This is a genomic window from Mycobacterium sp., from assembly GCF_035697385.1.
Lineage (GTDB): Bacteria > Actinomycetota > Actinomycetes > Mycobacteriales > Mycobacteriaceae > Mycobacterium.
Map to the genome: position 1 here is coordinate 1 of NZ_DASSCY010000164.1, position 17,678 is coordinate 17,678.

Consider the following 17,678-nt stretch of genomic DNA (forward strand, 5'->3'; position numbering starts at 1 on the left):
GGCTGACCTCGACGTAGCGCTCGGTCAGCCGCGCCTTGGTGTCGGTCATCTCGTAGGCCTGCGGCTTTCCCGGCCAGTTGTTTCCGCTGAGCACCAGTCCAAGGCCGCCGTACTCACCGTCGACCACCACCCGGTGTTCGAGTGGCACCGGACGGTCGCCGAGCATCAGCCGTTCGTCGTGCTTGGTCGCTGGGTTGTCGTGCAGCACCGGACGGCCGGGACCGACGTAGGTGTGATCGTCGTAGACGTCCCCTGCCCTGGTGTCACCGCGCGACTTGCAGCAGTTCACCCCGCTGTTGGCGTTGACCATTCTGGTCGGGTCGTGGGCTTTCACCAGATTCGCGATCCTGGCCGTGTCGTATTCGCCCCAGCCCTCGTTGAACGGAACCCAGCCGACGATCGAGGTGACGCTGCGCAGCTGGTCGATCATCGCCAGCAGCTCTTTCTCGAAATTCGCCTTCGCAGCGGGAACCGGATCAGGGGCCGGTCCGACGGGTATGTCGAGCGAGACGTCCAGCGACGGCATGTCCTGCCACACCAGCAGACCAAGCTTGTCCGCCCAGTAGTACCAGCGCGCCGGTTCCACCTTGGCGTGCTTGCGGACGAAGTTCATGCCGAGTGCCTTCGTGCGTTCGAGGTCGAACCGCAGCGCGTCGTCGGTGGGCGCCGTGTAAATCCCGTCGGGCCAGTAGCCCTGGTCCAGCGGGCCGTGCAGGAAAGTGACCTTGTCGTTCAACGCGATTCGCGGCCGGCCTTTCGCATCCCTGACGATGCCGATCGTCCGCAACCCGGCGTAGCTGGACACCTCGTCGACCAGCTTCCCGGACGTGCCGACAAGCCGGACCTTGATGTCGTACAGGTACGGGTCATCTGGGGTCCACAGCCGTGGATTGGGCACGGTGACGCGCACCGGCTCACCCGGTTCACCGGATGAGCGCGCCACCGCCGCGCCGCTCGGCATCGACACGATCACCTCGGCGCGCTGGTCGCTGGCGCCGGTAACCCTGGGGGTAACAGTCAGACCGGTCAGGTCCGGGGTGATGTCGAGCTTGTCGATGTGCGCGGCGCGCACCGGCTCCATCCACACCGTCTGCCAGATGCCCGACGCGCCCGTGTAGAAGAGCCCTTCGGGGTTGTTGCGCTGCTTGCCGACCGGGAACGGGTTGGTCTCGTTGCGGTCCTCGACGCGCACCGTGATCTCCTGCGTACCCTTCCACCGCAGTGCGCGGGTGATGTCGGCGCTGAACCCGGTGTAGCCGCCTTCGTGATGGGCCACCTGTTGGTTGTTCACCCACACAGTGGCGATTTGATCGACCGCGCCGAAGTGCAATAGCACGCGCTGCCCGCGCCAGGTACCCGGCACCTTGAAGACCTTGCGGTACCACATCTGGTCGTCGTGGCGGCCGATACCGGACAGTGCCGACTCCGTGGGATACGGGACCAGGATCTGTTCGTCGTAATCCTTGGCCGCAGGGGGCGCCGCCACAGCGTCCTCACCGGATCGGCCGGTGTAAGACCACACGCCGTTGAGGTTCAGCCAGCGCTCACGCGTCATCTGCGGGCGGGGATATTCGGGCAGCGCGTTGCTGGGGCCAACCAGGTGCGTCCACGGCGTGGACAAGGGCGGCGTCTGCCGCTGCCAGGACTCTGCCGCATAGGCAGGCGAATTGACCATCGCAACAACCGAAAACAGTGTCAGCCCCACCGCTCCGAACAGTCTGGATCGGCGGAAATTCAACCCTACCAACCACAAGTGAGGCCGATTGCCGCGAAAGCGCGGGGGTCGTTGACTGCGAGACGACGGCGTGGTGCCAGCGGCGATGATTACCCCCAAGGTTGGAATCCAATGAGAAGGACGTGTGGCACGTCCCCCGACTGGCCGCGCACGACGCTTATGTATAGCAAACCTACCGGGGTGTCGGCGAGGTGGAATCGGCAGTTTCTCTACATTTTCTTGCCTGCGAGGATCGGGAGCGTGCTCCTGGCCATCGGCAAATCGGATGTGACGGCAAAACGGGTCACTGTTGCTATCCGAAATACGAAGTGCGCCAGTCGGTTGCCCGTAGCAAAGGGGTCGCCGAGTTCGACCCACCGCAATGCAGTTCGCTAACTGCGCACGTGGTAGCCAGCGACCGAGTCGGCGCCGGTCCTGGCGTTCAAGCCGCGAAGTATTTCCCTAGGGAGCAAACCTGGGTGCGACGAGGTCTCGTGCGTTTTCGCACCTTCTCGCGGACTGTACCCGTAGATTGGACCACCGATGACCGAAGCATCGCTGAGCCGGCTGTGGCGCTATCCCGTGAAATCCATGGGCGGCGAAGACGTTTCGGAGCTGATCGTTGGTTCGGGCAATGTGGTGGGGGACCGCGCCTACGCTCTGATCGAGTCCGAGAGTGGACAGCTGGTCTCCGGCAAGCGGCACGGGGCGCTGGTCGGGTGCAGGGCGCGGTTTCTTTCACCGCCCGAAACCGACAAGTCGACGCCGCCGGTGGAGGTCACGTTTCCCGACGGCACTGTGGTCACCGACAACTCCGCCGAGGTGTCGCGACGGGCAAGCGCGCTGCTCGGCATCGACGTCCACCTGGTCAACCACCTCGACAAGGACGCGGAGCCGGTCCTCGCGTTGGCCGCGCCGCAGACGTTGGCGGATTTCGGTCCGGTGCATGTTCTCGCGGTCAGCGACCTGGACCGGTTGGCGGAGGAACACCCCGGCGGCGAGTGGGATCCGCGGAGGTTTCGTCCGAACGTGCTCATCGACGATGCCGGCCTGACCGGTGGTGCGGACGATTGGCTGGGCTGCGACATCCACCTGGGCTCGCAGGTTGTCGTGCACGCGGTCATGCCGACACCGCGGTGTGTGATGACCACGCTTGCCCAGGGTGAGCTGCCAAGGGACCGGGAGATCCTGCGCACGTTGGCCCGGGTGCACACCAGAGAAGTCCCAGTGTTCGGCGACCGCCCGAGCGTCGGCTGCTACGCCGAGGTCGTCCGTCCTGGAGTGCTCAGACGTGGCGATCCGGTACGCATTGAACGGGTTGAGCCACGACGCGGCGTGTTGGCAATTGCGGTCGACGCCGTCGCCGCGCAAAAGGGACGTGCGTGACGGCGGTTCGGCGCACGATGGTGTCTGAACGAAGGGGGCAGACGTGCGACGGATTTGGGTGTGTTCTGCGGCGCTGATCATCGGCGCGGTGGTGGTTCCCGTACCTCCGGCGCAGGCCACGGTCTGTGGCTCTGTGGGTGGTAGGCACGTCGACATCAGCGGCTGCGCCGATCCGTTCTACGAACTCAACGACGTCCTGGCCCCACCACCCCCGCCGCCCCCTCCGCCGGGCGCGCCGCCGCCGCCACCCCCTCCGCCGCCACCCGTCTACGTGCCTCCGCTGCCGAACGTCGACGTCTGCGCCAACGTCGGCCGCCGCATCAGCGTCAGCGGCTGCATCTAGAACACTGCGTGGTCTACTGACCGCGTGAATCGCGACGCCTTTGCTCGTCTCTTCGATATGACCGACCGCACCGTGATCGTGACCGGTGGAACCAGAGGCATCGGCCTAACGCTCGCCGAAGGTTTCGTGCTGGCCGGCGCGAAGGTGGTAGTGGCCAGCCGCAAACCTGAGGCCTGCGAGCAGGCCGCAGAGCACCTGCGTGGGCTCGGCGGACAGGCCATCGGCGTGCCTGCGCACCTCGGCGACATCGACGATCTCGGTGCGCTCGTGCAACGGACGGTCGAGGAGTTCGGCGGCATCGACGTGCTGGTGAACAACGCCGCCAATCCGCTCGCCCAGCCGATCGAGCACATCACCCCTGCGGCGTGGGACAAGTCATACTCGGTGAACCTTCGCGGCCCACTGTTCCTGGTGCAGTACGCACTGCCGCACCTGAAGGCCAGCCGGCACGCGGCGATTCTGAACATGGTGTCGACTGGCGCGTTCATCTTCACGCCTGGGCTGGCCCTATACGCAGGCGGCAAGGCCGCGCTGATGTCGTATACGCGGTCGATGGCCGCCGAGTTCATACCGTTCGGCATCCGGGTCAACGCGCTGGCACCGGGACCGGTCGACACCGACATGATGCGCAACAACCCGCAGGAAGCCATCGACCACATGACGGAATCGTCGCTGATGAAGCGGTTGGCGACACCGGACGAAATGGTCGGCGCTGCACTGCTATTGACGTCGGACGCAGGTAGCTACATCACCGGCCAGGTCATCATTGCCGACGGTGGCGGAACCCCTCGCTAGCGTCGCCCATCACCCCGCTGGTGCCCGCCAATATCTGACTGCGGTTCTCCAGGTGCAGCGCCGTCTCCAGACTCGGCGCGTCGAGGTTGGCCCACATCACCTGCTTGGTCGATTCCAGGCCGAATTTGCCGTAACCGCAGAGTGTTTCGGCGATCTCCATGGCGTCGTCGAGCGCCGAGTCGGGCGATAGCCGAGACACGATCCCCAGCCGCAGCGCCTCCTCGGCATCCACCGCCCGCGCGGTCAGGATCAAATCGAACGCCGGGCCTGCGCCGATGATCCGCGGCAGCGTGTAGCTGACGCCGATGTCGCAGCCGCCGATGCCCAACTTGATGAACTGAGTGCAGAAGCGCGCCGACTCCGAGGCGATGCGGATGTCGCAGGCCATTGCGATGCCGAACCCACCGCCGTAGGCGGCGCCGTTGACCGCGGCGATCACCGGTTGCCGGAGCCGATGCAGGCGGGCTGTGAGGTCGGCGATGCGTTCCTGCCAGCGCATGCCGGACCGCGGAAATTCTGTGCCGCCACCGGCTTCCGGTGGGCTGGGATCTCCAAGGTCCAGACCTGAGCAGAACCCGCGGCCCGCCCCGGTGAGTACCACCACTCGGCATTCGTTGTTGGCGCCGATTTCGTCGAGCGCGGCGTGCAGATCCTGAACCAGCCCGTAGGACAGTGCGTTGAGTTTCTCGGGCCTGTTCAGCGTCAGGACGGCGATGTCCGGACGCGGGTAGGCCAATTCGAGGTGCGGCATTCGCCACACGCTAGCGCGTCTTAGCCGGCGCTGCGCCAGCCGGCGACACCGACGGCGATCATCCGTAGTTGCTTGATGGCGGTGCGCTTGATCTCGTCGATCGCCGCAGGCTCGTTGGCGTCCTCGATGGCCTCGGCGATCACGATCATCGCGTTGACGAACAGGCTGGCCAGGATGTTCAGGTCCTCACTGCTCCATGTGTTGAGGCCGGGAAAACGCGCCAGGTCGATCGCCAACTCGGACGTGATCAGGCGAATCTCGGTGCGGATCGCGTAGCGCAGCACCGTCACCCCGCTGGACCGTTCGCGCCCGATGAACCGCCAGTGTTCGCGATCTTCGTTGACGCCGTCGATGAGGATGTCGACCGAGGATTCGATGACGCGGTTCGGATCGAGCTTGCCCGCCCGCGCACCACGCAACATGTCGCGCAGCCTGCGGAACGACTCGTCGATGAGGACCAGGCCGAGCGCCTCCATCGACTCGAAGTGGCGGTAGAACGCGGCGGGCACGATGCCGGCCTCGCGGGTCACTTCGCGCAGGCTCAGCGCGGAAAAGCTGCGCTCCTCGAGCAGTCGCAGCGCGGCGGCGACGATGGCCCGCCGGGTGGCCTCCTTGCGCTCTTCGCGGGAGAGAGTGTCCCGCGACCGAGACCTGCTGGACCGGCCCGATCTGCCCGCGTGTGAGCTGGGCGTACGACTGTTCACTATGTGTTACCCACCACAACCTGCTGAAATCTGTTGACGAACCTGTTTACCACAGCGCACGGTGTACACATGTTCACTCAAACTTTGACGCGGGGCTTTCGAGACAGGGTGCTCGCCTCGCCGCTGGTAGACCTACTCACCGGGCCGCATGGCGTGGACCGGTACACCGAACTCGTCGAACCGACCTGGACCTCGGGTGATGCCAGGGCGAAGGTGATCGCGGTTCGGCGGCAAACCCCGCGCAGCGTCACGCTCATACTGGAGCCCAATCGAGCCTTCACAGGGTTTCGCGCCGGGCAGCACATCAACCTCACCGTCGAGATCAACGGCCGTCGGCGCACGCGTCCTTACTCCCCGGCCAGTGCCGAGGGCTCCCCATGCATCGAGCTGACCATCGGCCGCCACGACGGCGGCCTGGTGTCCACCTATCTCTGCGAGCGCGCTCGGCCCGGCATGATCGTCGGGCTCGACTCCGTCGGCGGGGACTTCACCCTCCCCGCGGTCCGGCCGCGCCGGATCCTGTTTGTCTCCGGCGGCAGCGGTATCACCCCGGTGATGTCGATGCTGCGCACCATGCGTGCGGAAGGGTCCGATCGCGAGATCGCGTTCATCCACTACGCGCGCACCCCGCAAGAGGCGTGCTATCGCGACGAACTGGCTGCGATGCCTGGCGTCAACGTGTTGCACGGCTACACCCGGTCAACGGAGGCCGGTGAGTTGGACGGCTACTTCGATGTGGACCATCTCGCCGCCGCGATGCCGTCGCCGGACGCCGTGTACGTCTGCGGTCCGCCCGCGCTCGTCGAGGCGGTACGGGCGCACTGCGACAACGTGAGCTCCGAGAGCTTCGTTCCGCCGGTGTTCACGGCCGAATCGACCGGCGGCACGGTGTCTTTCGCCGACAGTGGCGTCAGCGCCACGGATGACGGTCGGCCGTTGCTCGAGCAGGCGGAGGCGGCCGGACTGAATCCCGAAAGTGGATGCCGGATGGGCATCTGCCACAGCTGCACCCGCCGCAAAACCCGCGGCGTGGTGCGCAATCTCATCACCGGCTCGGTATCGAGCGCTGAAGAGGAGGACGTGCAGATCTGCGTGTCCGTTCCCGTCGGCGACGTCGACCTCGTGCTGTGAAATCGAAAACCACCAGAGAGGACAAGTAATGACTGTCACCACAATGCAGCAGCGGACCATCGAGAAAACCGTTGGCGGAAAGACTGTCACGCTGACGCCCGAGCAGGCTGAGGAGTTCGGCCGTGAGCTCGATGCGCTGAAGGAACGCGTCATCGCCGACCTCGGTGAGCGCGACGCCACCTATATCCGGCGAGTCATCAAAGCGCAGCGCACCCTCGAGGTCGGCGGCAGGGCCCTGCTGTTCGGCGGCATCTTCCCGCCGTTCTGGTTGGCGGGCACCGCGATGCTCGGCCTGTCGAAGATCATCGACAATATGGAGATCGGCCACAACGTCATGCATGGCCAGTACGACTGGATGGGCGACCCGGCCATCTCCAGCCGCGGATTCGAATGGGACACCGCGTGCCCCAGTGACCAGTGGCGGCACTCGCACAACTACATGCATCACACGTACACCAACATCGTCGGCCTCGACCGCGACGTCGGCTACGGCATCCTGCGGATGAGCGAGGATCAGAAGTGGCGGCCCTACTTCCTGGGAAATCCCGTCTACGCCTTCCTGCTGATGGTGCTGTTCCAATACGGTGTCGCGCTGCACGAAATGGAGACCGAGCGGATTCGCGCCGGCGAGATCAGCCTGGCGGACAAACGCGAAATCCTCGAGGGCATTTGGCGCAAGACCAAGCGGCAGACGCTCAAGGACTACGTCGCGTTCCCGCTGCTGGCCGGGCCGTTCGCGCCGTGGGTGTTCACCGGCAACCTGACAGCCAACCTGATCCGCAACGTGTGGTCCTACATGATCATCTTCTGCGGACACTTCCCAGAGGATGTCCAGGAGTTCTCCATCGAGGAGACCAAGGCCGAGACTCGCGGGCAGTGGTACTTCCGTCAGGTCCTGGGATCGGCAAACCTCACCGGCGGCAAGCTCTTTCACCTGCTGAGCGGCAACCTGTCGTTCCAGATCGAGCACCACCTGTTTCCCGATATCCCGGCGTTCAGGCACGCGGAGATCGCTCAAGAGGTGCGGGAGATCTGCAAGCGCTATGGCGTCCCGTACAACACCGGGTCGCTGACACGCCAATTCGGCACCGTGGTGCGCAAGATCTTTAAGCTCGCGTTGCCATGACGATGCCGGCGGAGTGGTCGTATTCGGTACGTGCGCTGTTCCTCTTAACGGTTCCCAATCGAGCGCAACGAGTAAACGCATAAAGGGATCGAGCCCTTGAATGGCCGCCGGTCGTCTTGAAGAGTGGTGACATGCAACGCAGCGCGCTCATTCGTATTTTTGCCGCTCTCCGGTTCACTACCGGCATCGCCGCGTGGTTGGCTCCGAACACGACCGGCCGGCTCATCGGACTTAGTTCCGGACGTGAGCAGCCATTCACCACGCAACTCTTCGGGTCGCGCGAGCTGACGCTGGCCGTAGCGGTTACCGACGCCGCGTCACCGCAGCTGCAGACCCGTGCATTACAGCTGGGTCTGCTCACTGACGTCCTGGACGTCATCGCCGCCATACGCGGCGTTCGCGCTCGCACCCTCTCGTCCACAGGCGCCATCGTCGCCGGAGGCGGTGCGGCGCTGTTCGCCGGCCTGGGCCTTGCCGCACTCAACGGTCGACAACAATCGGCCGTGCGCGACGCTTGCGTTCGAGATAGCCGGAACTAAGTATGCGGACTCAATGGAGTGGTCTAACAGTCGATTGTGTGGATCCTGTCAGGCTTGCCGCTTTCTGGGGAGCGTTGCTCGATCGTGAGCCCGAGCCTGGCCTACCGGGCTGGATGCAATTGGCTGCGCGGCACGATCACGAGCCACGGATCAACTTCCAACCGGTCCCAGAGCCGAAGCGCGGAAAAGCCCGGACGCACTTGGATATCACGGTCGACGACATCGACTCTGCCGTTGCGCGGGTCCACGATCTCGGCGGTCGTGACACCGGCGAGCGTCATGAATATCCCGAAGGCACTGTCGTTGTTCTGCATGACCCCGAGGGCAACGAATTCTGCATCGTGCAGTACGAGCCTCGCGCGATAAAGAAGGCTGATGGCGAGTGGCGCGATCTTCGCCGAGCGGCTCTCGCTGGAGCGGATGCAGGTGACGATAGGTCTATTCGAGAATAGTGCTGACGCTTCCCCGGTTTGGTGTCGCGAGGCGGGCGTCGAATGGGGATTCTTTGGGGCGGGGTGAGGCACGGGATGTCCGATAAGTCGGGTTTTCGTAGCGCGGAGTCACGGCAGCGCTACTTGTCGGTCTATGACCGTGTGCGGTCACTGAGCCCAGTACCGGATGCTGTCCACGATGTGGCGACTGAGTTCGGTGTCGTGCGCGTTTATCAACACGGGCCTGATGGTGGGGTTCCGCTGGTGTTGTTGCATTGCTTTTGGGCGACGTCGGCGATGTGGGCGGAGCACATACCGGCCCTGGCAGGCGACTTCACGGTCTATACCGTCGATATGCTCGGCCAGCCCGGTGCCAGTGTGCAGAGCAAGTCGATGGTGACTGCGGCTCACTGTGCTCAATGCATTAACGAGGTCCTCGACAGTCTGAGGTTGGATCGCGTGCATCTTGCCGGGCATTCCTACGGGGGCTGGACGGCTACGCAGACCGCGGCGCGGGTGCCGGATCGGCTCGCGTCGGTGACGCTTATCGAGCCGATCAACGCCGTGGCTCGATTGTCTACGGGGTTCTGGCGCAGCGCAGCCCTGCTGCTACTTCCCGGCGCTCAGCGCAAGAAGCGCGCCGTGGCCGAGATTCTCGGCCACCCAGCGCCGGGCAGCCTCCTCGATAGCGTCATGCAGCTGGTGATGGCCTCCAGTTCGGCGTTCGCGTCTTTCGGTACGCCGTTTCCGCGTTATGTCCCCGATTCCCTGCTGCGGTCGGTCGATGTGCCTGTGCAGGTTCTGTTGGCGGGAAACACTATTCATAACTCTGCGAAGGGAATCGCCCGGCTGCGTAGCGTTGTGCCGTCGTGGCGTCATCGCCTGTGGCCGGACGCGACACATATGTTGCCGTGTGAGGCCGTCGATGACGTTGGTGCCTGCATCCGCGACTTCGCCCAAGAGCACAATGCGGAATAGCAGGCGCTGAGTGTCCGCAATTTGGCGGCGTTCCACGTCCCAGTTGGGGACGCCGCTGTGCTTATCGATGCCCTGCTTTCGCGATCACCTTCGCCGACCGCATGCCGGGAAGCGAAACCACCTAACAGAAGACGCTGCTTACACCGTTACCGGACAGGCCCGACCGCGGTGGCCGTCTGTCTTAGCGACCGTGCTACGGAGAGGAGCCGTATTGCTGTCCTCCTCCCGCCGATGGTTGCCGGAGTTATAAGGTATGCCGCAATGCGCGCCTTGCGGTTGCCCCTGTTTCGCAAGAGGTCGTCGTCGCGGCGAGCGTTGATGTGACGGTTGGGCATCCGGCCTCGCTAGTGCGTAGGAGGCTTGGCGAGTGGATTCAGGATGCCTTGTAGCCAGTGGATTTGGTCGTTGACAGTCCATTGGGCTTGCGGGGTGTGCGTGCGCAGGGCGTAGACGTGTTCGGCGCGTTCTTGCTCGATGTAGGTGACCGGAACGTTGTTGGCTTGCAGGATTGCGTGGAATCTGCGGATGTCGTGGACGAAAAAGTCTTTGGTGCCGACGTTGAGGTGGACCGGTGGCAGTCCGGCGACCGAGGCGTTGATCGGTGAGAGGGTCGGGTCGTTGAATGGCAACCCGTCGGCGTAGAGCTTGAAGGCCCACCAGAACTTGTCGTCGCGTGTAAGACCGGCGGCTTCGGTGGCCGCGACCGTGTCGGGGTGGGCTAGTTCCATGTCGACCATGGGCGCGGTCAGCATGAGTCCGGCGGGTAGGGGACCGCCGCTGTCGCGTAGATGCTGTGTGGCCGACAGTGCGATGGTGCCGCCGGCGCTGTCGCCGGCGAGGACCCAATGCCCTTCGGTGAGTTGGCCGTTGGCGTATAGGGCGCGGATGGCGGTGAGCGTGTCGTTGAGGGCTGCGGGGTGTGGGTTTTGGGGTGGTCTGCGGTAAAGCAGCATCCCTGCAGCCAAACCCGTCTGATGGTGGATCTTGGCGAGCAGCTTCCAGTGCAGGGCGACCGGACCGGCCAGGAACGCCCCGCCGTGCAGGTAGACGAGTGCGTCGCAGCCGCGCTGTTGGGCGAGCCAGGTGATGCGAACTCCGTCGATGGTCTGCTCCGTTACGGGGATGCCGGAGGCGACCTTGCGGGACGGGTGGGCTTGGCGGGTCGCGCGCAGCAGAGGGGGGCGCAGCCGAAGCGGTAGCCGGTTGACCGCCGCGGTGCCCGCTTTCTCGACGATCTGCAGCAGCCAATGATTGGGCACAACCTTCGAAGCCGGTATGCCACTGCCGTGGCGCGGTAGGCGTTGCTCTGTCATGCCGTGTGCTTTCCGGAAAGCCCTCTGTGTGTTGGTGTTTCGACGGTCGGGGTGTGGTGTCGGTCAGAGCCCGGGTGTGGCGAATACGAACAGGGCCATGAAGGCGACGTTGATGAAGAACGTGGCTTCCACGAGGCTGACGGTGATGAAGAACGGTGTGTAGAGGCGGGAGAGTGCTTCGGGTTGGCGAGCGACACCGGCGATGAGTTGAGCACCGGCCATACCGTCACCGACACCGGCTCCGATGGCTCCGCCGGCCAGGACGATCGCGCCGGCCAGCAACGCATTGCCCATGAGTTCCTCGGCGACCATGGTGTTCCTCTCAACGATGGGATGAGTACAGGAGTTGTTCGACGGCGGTGACAGCTGCGGTAGTGCCGTCCTCGCCTGCGATGCGGTCCGCGAGACGTTGTGTGGTCTGGCGGAGGTTGGCGGTGTCGAGCGTGCTTCGGATCGTGTCGGTGAGGCGCTCTGCGGTCAGTGAGCGCTGCGGCAGCGGTGTGGTGGCGGCGCCAAGCGTGTGCAGGCGCTGCGCCCAGAAGGGTTGATCTCCGACGGGCCCGGGCAGGGCGATGCTGGGGATGCCTGCCCGCAGGGCGGCGGCAGTGGTTCCGGCGCCGCAGTGATGTGCGATGGCGGTCATCTGCGGGAACAGCCACTCGTGCGGCGCTTCGCCGATGGTGAGGATGTCCTCGCCGGTGACGTCGAGTCCGGCCCAGCCGGCCTGGACTATGCCTCGTACGCCTCCCTGCCGCAGAGCGGCGGAGATGATTTCAGCGAGTTGCTGGGCGCGTGCCGCGGTGACCACGGTGCTGCCCAACCCGATGAACACCGGTGCCGGGCCCGCGGCGAGGAAGTCGGTGAGCTGCTGTGGCGGCTGCCATCCGTATGGGGTGGGTGGCCACCAATACCCGGTGACCTGCAGGCCGGGTCGCCAGTCTGTGGGGCGGGGCAGCACGTGGGGTGAGTAGCCGTGCAGGATCGGCCAATCTGTGTCGGTGCGTCGGCGGCGAAGGGTACGCGCCGAGGCACGCGGAAGTCCGAGGTTGCGCCGGAAGTGATCCACGACCCCGCCGTAGAGGTGATCGATGGTCCACGCGGCGGCACCGGCGACCATCCGGTTGCCGGACCCACCGACTGACCACGCGCCCAGCAGGCTGGGCGGATAGTCGGCTGTGTGCGATAGGGGCTGTAGCCGGACCCCCACCGAAGGGATGCCGTGCGCCTCTGCCAGGGGGTGGCCGGCCAGCTCGGCCAGCGGAGGCAGAAGCAGGATGTCGGCGGCAACATCGCTGAGCGCATTGAGGATGAGCTGCCCGGTGTCACGTTGTCCGCGGGGAGTGAAGATCTCGGCGAACGTTTCTTTGGAGGTGGCGTCGGCGTGGTCGGCGCCCGGCGTGAAATCAGCGGGCAGTTCCCGAAACTCGCTCCCGCACCCGGCGATCAGATCAGCGAATGGTGTGTAGGCGGCGATGACGACCCGGTGCCCAGCCTGCTGGAGCGCCGCGCCGACACCGGCCAGCGGGGCGACGTCGCCGCGGCTGCCGACTGCTGCGATCGCCACGACGCTCATCGCGGCCCCCGCACGATACGACCGAAGACCTCGATCAGGTCCTCGGCGTAACTTTGCGCGTCATAGCCGGGTTCGCGCAGCACCCTCTCGACGACACCGTTGACGGCACCACGCAGCGCGATCGCGGTGGACTGCACCGGGAAATCCCCGAACTCCCCGTCGCGTTGGCCGGCGGCCAGGATCGCGGTGGGATCGAGCACCGCGAACTGCTCGGCGATGTCCGTTCTGAGTCCGAGTTCTTCGAAACGCCGACCGTCACCGGGGACGTAGCTCGTGCCGAGTGAGGCCAGCGCCAGCAGCGCGACACGGTGTTTTCCGAAATAGCTGATGCTGGAACGGATATAGGCTTCCAGTTGGCCGGTGGCTGTGTTTTCGGCCTCTACCGCGGGGGCCACCAGGGTGAGCATCGTTCGGTACATGTGCTCGACGATGGCGTCGACGAGGTTGTCCTTGGTGCCGAAGTGGTAGAGCACCGCGCTCATCGCGATACCCACCCGGTCAGCGATCTTGCGGATCGATGCTTGCGCGAAGCCGACCTCGGCGATTACCTCGATAGCAGCGGCCACGATCTGGGCTTTGCGTGCGGAGCGGGTGAACGATTCCGGTCGAGCCTGGGTTGGCTGCATGCCCCGACCATAGATCGCACTATCGACGATTTGAAGATGCGATCTAAAATCAGATCAGCTGATCAAGAAGCGCAGTGCGACGTGGGTTCTGTCCGCGCGTCGACGAGTAAGGGGCTTCCCCTAGCGGCACCGAGGGGACGCATAGTCAGTTAATCCACCATCGCCGCCACACTGATGGGTGCCTTAGCAACGTGGGCAGCACCGCCAGCGGGTCGAAGTAGGTCACGCGCTCGGCGGCCTTGCCGTCGCGGAGGATGAGGCGGTTGACGGTCGGCCATGCAAGAGTCTCGCGGCCGAGACGCGCGCACAACGTGAACTCAATGAAGACGAGATCGTTGTGGGTGCTCCAGTGGTCGACACGGGCGTGCAGTCCGGGCAGGCAGCGGCAGAAACGCTCAAATTGCACCTGGGCCTGCTCAATCCCGACCGCCGAAGGCGCCAGCGGCTGGCGAAGCACCACATTGGTGTGCAGGAGTTCGGGTAGTCGTGCCGGGGTCGGGTCGGTCCAGAAGTCGGCGAACTTCGTGACAAAGGCTGGTGGTGTGCTCATGGGTTTCACACTTCAGGTGAAGAGGCTCTGTGTCACTGCCATGCACTGCCAACTGCTGCAGCCCTTGTGTGCAGCAGCCACGACAACCCGGGGGACGATAGTCTCGGGTCGGGTTCTGCATGTGCAGCATGGAACGTCCAAGGATCCTGAGAACTAACCCATCACGATTGACAGGTGGGACACCAGTAGGTGACGCGGTCCCCGCTGCTGTCGGACTCGATGACGGTGCCGCAGCGACGGCACGGTAGCCCGCCGCGGCCGTACACCCACAGCTCGCGGCCACGGCGAGTATCGCCCGTCGTGGCGCGACTCCAGCGGGACCGGTTGAGCCACAGCATGTCCCGGGCGCGCTGCACCATCCGCAGCGGATCCTTGACATCGTTGACTGCAGCGGTGGGCTGGTGCCCGGTGACGAAGCACAGCTCGTTGCAGTACACGTTGCCGACACCGGCCATCACCCGCTGATCGAGCAGCGCCTCGCCCAGCGGTCGATCCGGATCGGCGGTCAGGTTGTCCGCCGCTGCACGCGGATCCCAATCGCCGCCGAGCAAGTCGGGTCCGAGATGAGCGACGGCGTCCATATCGTGGTCGCGCTCCAGCACCTCGAGCACACCCAGGTCGATTCCCGCGGCCTGAATTTCGCCTGCTTCCAGAATGATCCGGATCCGGTAGCCCGCCCTACTCGGCTTGCTGACCGGGCTGACCTTCCAGGCGCCCTCCATCTTCAAATGCGAATGAATGCTGGCCTGTCCGATCCGGATGAACAGGTGCTTGCCTCGGCTGATGACTTCGTCGACGACCTGGCCGGTCAAGTCGACGGTCGCGTAGCGCGGCACACGGACGTCGCACCGGGTGAGGGACTTGCCGACCAGCGCTTCACGCAGGATCGCGGCGGTGTGCCAAACGGTGTCACCCTCGGGCATGTCTCATTGAATCAGTCTCAGCGAAAGATCCCGATGTTCCCCGGTTCTAGCGCAGCCGCAGGCCTCTCGGGGTGCGGGCAAACCCGGCGCCGAGCAGCGCGTCCTGCACGGTCGCCCGCTCGCCTTCGGCGCCAGGCTCCAGCACGGTAACCCCGTTGACCTTCTCGACCACCAACGATTGCACGCGTCCGGCGCTGACCAAATCGGCCAGCGCGGCGGCTGCAGCCACATGCGCCTCGGCGTCGTCGGTGAAGCTCAGCAGCGTGCGTCCACCGCGCTCGAGGAACCACGCCAGCTCGCCGTCGACGATCGCGACCAGCGCCCCTGCCTTGCGGCCTGGACCTTGGCCGGGCCACGGCAGGGCGGCGCCGTACGGGTTGGCAGGATCGGCCGCCGCCAGCACGACGGCGTGGTACGCGCGGCGTTGCGGGTCCACGGAGTCGAGGTAGGACCGCAGCCGGTCAACCGTCGATGCCGCCGCGAACTGAGCGCCACCCAGCGACTCGACGAAGTAGCCGCGCTGGCATCGCCACGCGTCCTCGAACGCGGTCAGCACCTTGTAGAGCATCGCGAAGCCACCAGGCACGCCTTCGGCCGCGACCGCACCCTTGGTGAGCACGCCATAGCGGTTGAGCAGAATCTCGGCCGAATAGTGCGCCCGCACAGTGGACTCGGGTTTGGCGACGGGCAGCGCCGACCACCTGCCGGCCACCGTCGGATCGGAACTGCGCACCTGCGCGTGCGCCACGCTGTAGCGGCTCAGGCGTGGCGGCCGTTGACGCTGCCGATGCGCAGGGGCGCCGCGCCGTCCCGTCGCGCGGCGAGTGCCAGACAGCATCGAGCGCACCGGCGCAAACGTATCGCCGGTGATCCAGCCCGCCCAAATCAGTTCCCACAGCGCCTGTTTGAACTGATCGGCGTCGCCGTCAGCGAGTTGGCGGAAAAAGTACCCCCCGCCGCCACCAAGGGTTTCCATGATCGCGCGGTGGGTGTCGGTGAAGTCGATTTCAGCAGGGGCGGCCAGTGTCAGCGGTGCCGAATCAGCCGTGTGGAACGCAATCCAGCCATCACCGCTGCCGATCTGACCGGCGCCCGACCAGGTGACCTCTCCAGATGCGAGCAGCTCGTCGAGCATCGCGGGCTGGTAATCACGGACACGCTGACCGAACACCAGCGGCTCTACCGCCGACGCCGGGATCGGTACTCCTGCAAGCTGATCGATCACGGCTGCCAGGCCGTCGATCCCCGAATTGTGGGAACCCACCTGTTGCCAAGCCGGAAGGAAGCGGCCGTACGCGGCGGTGCTGACCGGCTCTACCTGAGCCCGCAGCGCGGCAAGCGATCGGCGCCGAAGGATCTTCAGCACGTCGGCATCGCACCACTGATCGCCTTCTACCTCGCTCGTGAACTCACCGCGGATCAGCCGGCCATCGATGGCCAGCCGGCCGAGCACATCGGCGGTGACCCGTAGCCCAAGGCCGAAGCGCGCAGCCGCGTCGTGAGTGGTGAACGGGCCATGGGTGCGGGCGTACCGGCCGAGCAGTTCGCCCAGCGGATCGGCGACCGATTCGGTGAAGGCCGCAGGCACGCCGACGGGTACGGCCACACCGACGCCGTCGCGCAGCAGGCCCATGTCTTCAACGGCCACCCACCAGGTCTGGTCGGCAAAGGACACCGTCAGCGCGCGTTTAGCGGCGCGAAGCCCGTCGAGCCAGCCGGCGACGTCGTCGGCGGTGCACCGGTCGGCGATCTCGCGTTCGGTCAACGGGCCCAGAACTCGCAGCAGGTCGGCGACGCCCTCGGCGTCCCTGGCCAACCTGTCGTCATTGAGATGCTGCAGTTGCTGCATGGTGGCCGCGATGACCTGCGGGTCGAGCAACTCGCGCAGTTCGACCCGGCCCAGCAGCTCCGCGAGCAGCACGCTGTCCAGCGACAGCGCCGCGGCGCGCCGCTCGGCCAGCGGGCTGTCGCCCTCGTACATGAATGCGCCGACGTAGCCGAACAGCAGCGACGCCGCGAACGGCGACGGCGTGGTGGTCTCGACCTCGATAATCCGCAACCGGCGCTGCGCGACGCGATGCATCACTTCGGTCAGCGCGGGCACGTCGTAGACGTCCTGCAGGCATTCGCGCACCGCCTCCAGCACGATGGGGAAGTCCGGATACTTGCGGGCGACGTCGAGCAGTTGTGCGGCACGCTGGCGCTGATGCCACAGCGGTGAACGCTTACCCGGATGGCGGCGCGGCAAAAGCAGTGCGCGAGCGGCACATTCGCGGAACCGCGAGGCGAACAGCGCCGAGCCGCCGACCTCGGCGGTGACGATGGGCTCGATCTCGTCGGCGTCGAACACGAACAGGTCAGCACCGGGCGCGGTGTCTTCGGTATCGGGCAGCCGCACGATGATGCCGTCGTCGGAGGCGGTCGGCTTCTCGTCGATGCCGTAGCGCTCGCGCAGCCGCCGCGACACCGCCAGCGCCAGCGGTCCGTGCACCCGAAGCCCGTACGGCGAGTGCAGGATCACCCGCCAGTCTCCGAGCTCGTCGCGGAACCGCTCCACGACGAACGTCGAATCGGTCGGCACCGTGCCGGTCGCCTGGCGCTGGTCGTCGATGAGCTGCCACAGATTGTTGGATGCGAAGTCGTCGAAACCCATTGCCAGGCAACGGTCCAAGAACTCATCCTTGCCGAGCCGTGCGAGTTCGCCGGTGAACGCCCCCACTGCGGCACCGAGCTCGGCGGGCCGGCCGACGCCGTCGCCCCGCCAGAACGGCAGCCGCGCCGGTTGTCCAGGGGCG

At 65.6% G+C, this 17,678-nt stretch carries 18 protein-coding genes; 8 read left to right on the top strand and 10 right to left on the bottom strand.

Going from position 1 to position 17,678, the window contains the following annotated elements:
• Positions 1-1,675 (bottom strand): glycoside hydrolase family 2 protein (locus tag VFH65_RS13660; protein WP_353322224.1); only part of this gene is annotated, 1,675 nt, incomplete at its 3' end.
• A gap of 582 nt (positions 1,676-2,257) precedes the next feature.
• Here VFH65_RS13660 and VFH65_RS13665 point away from each other — a divergent pair.
• The 3 genes from VFH65_RS13665 to VFH65_RS13675 are packed head-to-tail and all read left to right on the top strand — an operon-like array spanning position 2,258 to position 4,238.
• Positions 2,258-3,100, top strand: a complete 843-nt coding sequence (locus VFH65_RS13665; RefSeq protein WP_353322225.1) for an MOSC domain-containing protein — start codon at positions 2,258-2,260, stop codon at positions 3,098-3,100.
• A 43-nt stretch (positions 3,101-3,143) separates the two neighbouring features.
• Complete coding sequence (locus VFH65_RS13670) at positions 3,144-3,443, top strand: RNA-binding protein (protein ID WP_353322226.1); 300 nt, start codon at positions 3,144-3,146, stop codon at positions 3,441-3,443.
• Between the two features lie 57 nt (positions 3,444-3,500).
• The gene (locus VFH65_RS13675; RefSeq protein WP_414688409.1) at positions 3,501-4,238 is read left to right on the top strand and encodes an SDR family NAD(P)-dependent oxidoreductase; all 738 of its coding nucleotides are present in this window, start codon (positions 3,501-3,503) and stop codon (positions 4,236-4,238) included.
• Here the strand turns inward: VFH65_RS13675 and VFH65_RS13680 are convergent.
• Both VFH65_RS13680 and VFH65_RS13685 read right to left on the bottom strand, forming a co-directional pair.
• On the bottom strand, positions 4,207-4,989 hold the full coding sequence (locus tag VFH65_RS13680; RefSeq protein ID WP_353322228.1) for an enoyl-CoA hydratase/isomerase family protein: 783 nt from the start codon (positions 4,987-4,989) through the stop codon (positions 4,207-4,209). The genes VFH65_RS13675 and VFH65_RS13680 overlap by 32 nt on opposite strands.
• A gap of 20 nt (positions 4,990-5,009) precedes the next feature.
• Complete coding sequence (locus VFH65_RS13685; protein WP_353322229.1) at positions 5,010-5,693, bottom strand: TetR family transcriptional regulator; 684 nt, start codon at positions 5,691-5,693, stop codon at positions 5,010-5,012.
• Positions 5,694-5,762: 69 nt separating this feature from the next.
• On the opposite strand from VFH65_RS13685, the gene VFH65_RS13690 reads away from it, so the two are divergent.
• The 5 genes from VFH65_RS13690 (at position 5,763) to VFH65_RS13710 (ending at position 9,898) form a co-directional block, all read left to right on the top strand.
• Positions 5,763-6,824 carry a ferredoxin reductase gene (locus VFH65_RS13690; RefSeq protein ID WP_353322230.1) on the top strand — a complete coding sequence of 354 codons (1,062 nt, stop codon included), beginning with the start codon at positions 5,763-5,765 and terminating at the stop codon, positions 6,822-6,824.
• Positions 6,825-6,852: 28 nt separating this feature from the next.
• On the top strand, positions 6,853-7,950 hold the full coding sequence (locus VFH65_RS13695) for a fatty acid desaturase family protein (RefSeq protein WP_353322231.1): 1,098 nt from the start codon (positions 6,853-6,855) through the stop codon (positions 7,948-7,950).
• Positions 7,951-8,081: 131 nt separating this feature from the next.
• Positions 8,082-8,489 (top strand): hypothetical protein, encoded by a 408-nt coding sequence (locus VFH65_RS13700; protein ID WP_353322232.1) that lies wholly within the window; start codon positions 8,082-8,084, stop codon positions 8,487-8,489.
• 2 nt (positions 8,490-8,491) lie between these two features.
• Positions 8,492-8,941 (top strand): VOC family protein, encoded by a 450-nt coding sequence (locus VFH65_RS13705; RefSeq protein ID WP_353322233.1) that lies wholly within the window; start codon positions 8,492-8,494, stop codon positions 8,939-8,941.
• 180 nt (positions 8,942-9,121) lie between these two features.
• Positions 9,122-9,898, top strand: a complete 777-nt coding sequence (locus VFH65_RS13710; protein ID WP_353322234.1) for an alpha/beta fold hydrolase — start codon at positions 9,122-9,124, stop codon at positions 9,896-9,898.
• A gap of 344 nt (positions 9,899-10,242) precedes the next feature.
• Here VFH65_RS13710 and VFH65_RS13715 read toward each other — a convergent pair whose 3' ends face one another.
• From VFH65_RS13715 to VFH65_RS13745, 7 genes are all read right to left on the bottom strand, one after another.
• Complete coding sequence (locus VFH65_RS13715) at positions 10,243-11,211, bottom strand: alpha/beta hydrolase (RefSeq protein ID WP_353322235.1); 969 nt, start codon at positions 11,209-11,211, stop codon at positions 10,243-10,245.
• 63 nt (positions 11,212-11,274) lie between these two features.
• On the bottom strand, positions 11,275-11,505 hold the full coding sequence (locus tag VFH65_RS13720; protein WP_414688410.1) for a F0F1 ATP synthase subunit C: 231 nt from the start codon (positions 11,503-11,505) through the stop codon (positions 11,275-11,277).
• A gap of 28 nt (positions 11,506-11,533) precedes the next feature.
• Positions 11,534-12,784, bottom strand: a complete 1,251-nt coding sequence (locus tag VFH65_RS13725; protein ID WP_353322237.1) for a glycosyltransferase — start codon at positions 12,782-12,784, stop codon at positions 11,534-11,536.
• Positions 12,781-13,410, bottom strand: coding sequence for a TetR/AcrR family transcriptional regulator (locus tag VFH65_RS13730; RefSeq protein WP_353322238.1), 630 nt, complete (start codon positions 13,408-13,410; stop codon positions 12,781-12,783). Before VFH65_RS13730 ends, VFH65_RS13725 begins: the two co-directional genes overlap by 4 nt.
• A gap of 145 nt (positions 13,411-13,555) precedes the next feature.
• Positions 13,556-13,960, bottom strand: a complete 405-nt coding sequence (locus VFH65_RS13735) for a nuclear transport factor 2 family protein (RefSeq protein ID WP_353322239.1) — start codon at positions 13,958-13,960, stop codon at positions 13,556-13,558.
• Positions 13,961-14,121: 161 nt separating this feature from the next.
• Entirely contained in the window at positions 14,122-14,883 is a 762-nt protein-coding gene (nei2, locus tag VFH65_RS13740; protein WP_353322240.1) for an endonuclease VIII Nei2, read from the bottom strand.
• Positions 14,884-14,929: 46 nt separating this feature from the next.
• A partial coding sequence (locus tag VFH65_RS13745; RefSeq protein WP_353322241.1) for a DNA glycosylase AlkZ-like family protein occupies positions 14,930-17,678 on the bottom strand: 2,749 nt, incomplete at its 5' end.

Bases quoted from the DNA above. Each gene is read 5' to 3' on its own strand.
- VFH65_RS13680 (WP_353322228.1), bottom strand. From the start codon at position 4,989: ATGCCGCACCTCGAATTGGCCTACCCGCGTCCGGACATCGCCGTCCTG.
- VFH65_RS13735 (WP_353322239.1), bottom strand. From the start codon at position 13,960: ATGAGCACACCACCAGCCTTTGTCACGAAGTTCGCCGACTTCTGGACC.
- VFH65_RS13690 (WP_353322230.1), top strand. From the start codon at position 5,763: ATGTTCACTCAAACTTTGACGCGGGGCTTTCGAGACAGGGTGCTCGCC.
- nei2 (WP_353322240.1), bottom strand. From the start codon at position 14,883: ATGCCCGAGGGTGACACCGTTTGGCACACCGCCGCGATCCTGCGTGAA.
- VFH65_RS13665 (WP_353322225.1), top strand. From the start codon at position 2,258: ATGACCGAAGCATCGCTGAGCCGGCTGTGGCGCTATCCCGTGAAATCC.
- VFH65_RS13725 (WP_353322237.1), bottom strand. From the start codon at position 12,784: ATGAGCGTCGTGGCGATCGCAGCAGTCGGCAGCCGCGGCGACGTCGCC.
- VFH65_RS13715 (WP_353322235.1), bottom strand. From the start codon at position 11,211: ATGACAGAGCAACGCCTACCGCGCCACGGCAGTGGCATACCGGCTTCG.
- VFH65_RS13700 (WP_353322232.1), top strand. From the start codon at position 8,082: ATGCAACGCAGCGCGCTCATTCGTATTTTTGCCGCTCTCCGGTTCACT.
- VFH65_RS13705 (WP_353322233.1), top strand. From the start codon at position 8,492: ATGCGGACTCAATGGAGTGGTCTAACAGTCGATTGTGTGGATCCTGTC.
- VFH65_RS13675 (WP_414688409.1), top strand. From the start codon at position 3,501: ATGACCGACCGCACCGTGATCGTGACCGGTGGAACCAGAGGCATCGGC.
- VFH65_RS13720 (WP_414688410.1), bottom strand. From the start codon at position 11,505: ATGGGCAATGCGTTGCTGGCCGGCGCGATCGTCCTGGCCGGCGGAGCC.
- VFH65_RS13695 (WP_353322231.1), top strand. From the start codon at position 6,853: ATGACTGTCACCACAATGCAGCAGCGGACCATCGAGAAAACCGTTGGC.
- VFH65_RS13730 (WP_353322238.1), bottom strand. From the start codon at position 13,410: ATGCAGCCAACCCAGGCTCGACCGGAATCGTTCACCCGCTCCGCACGC.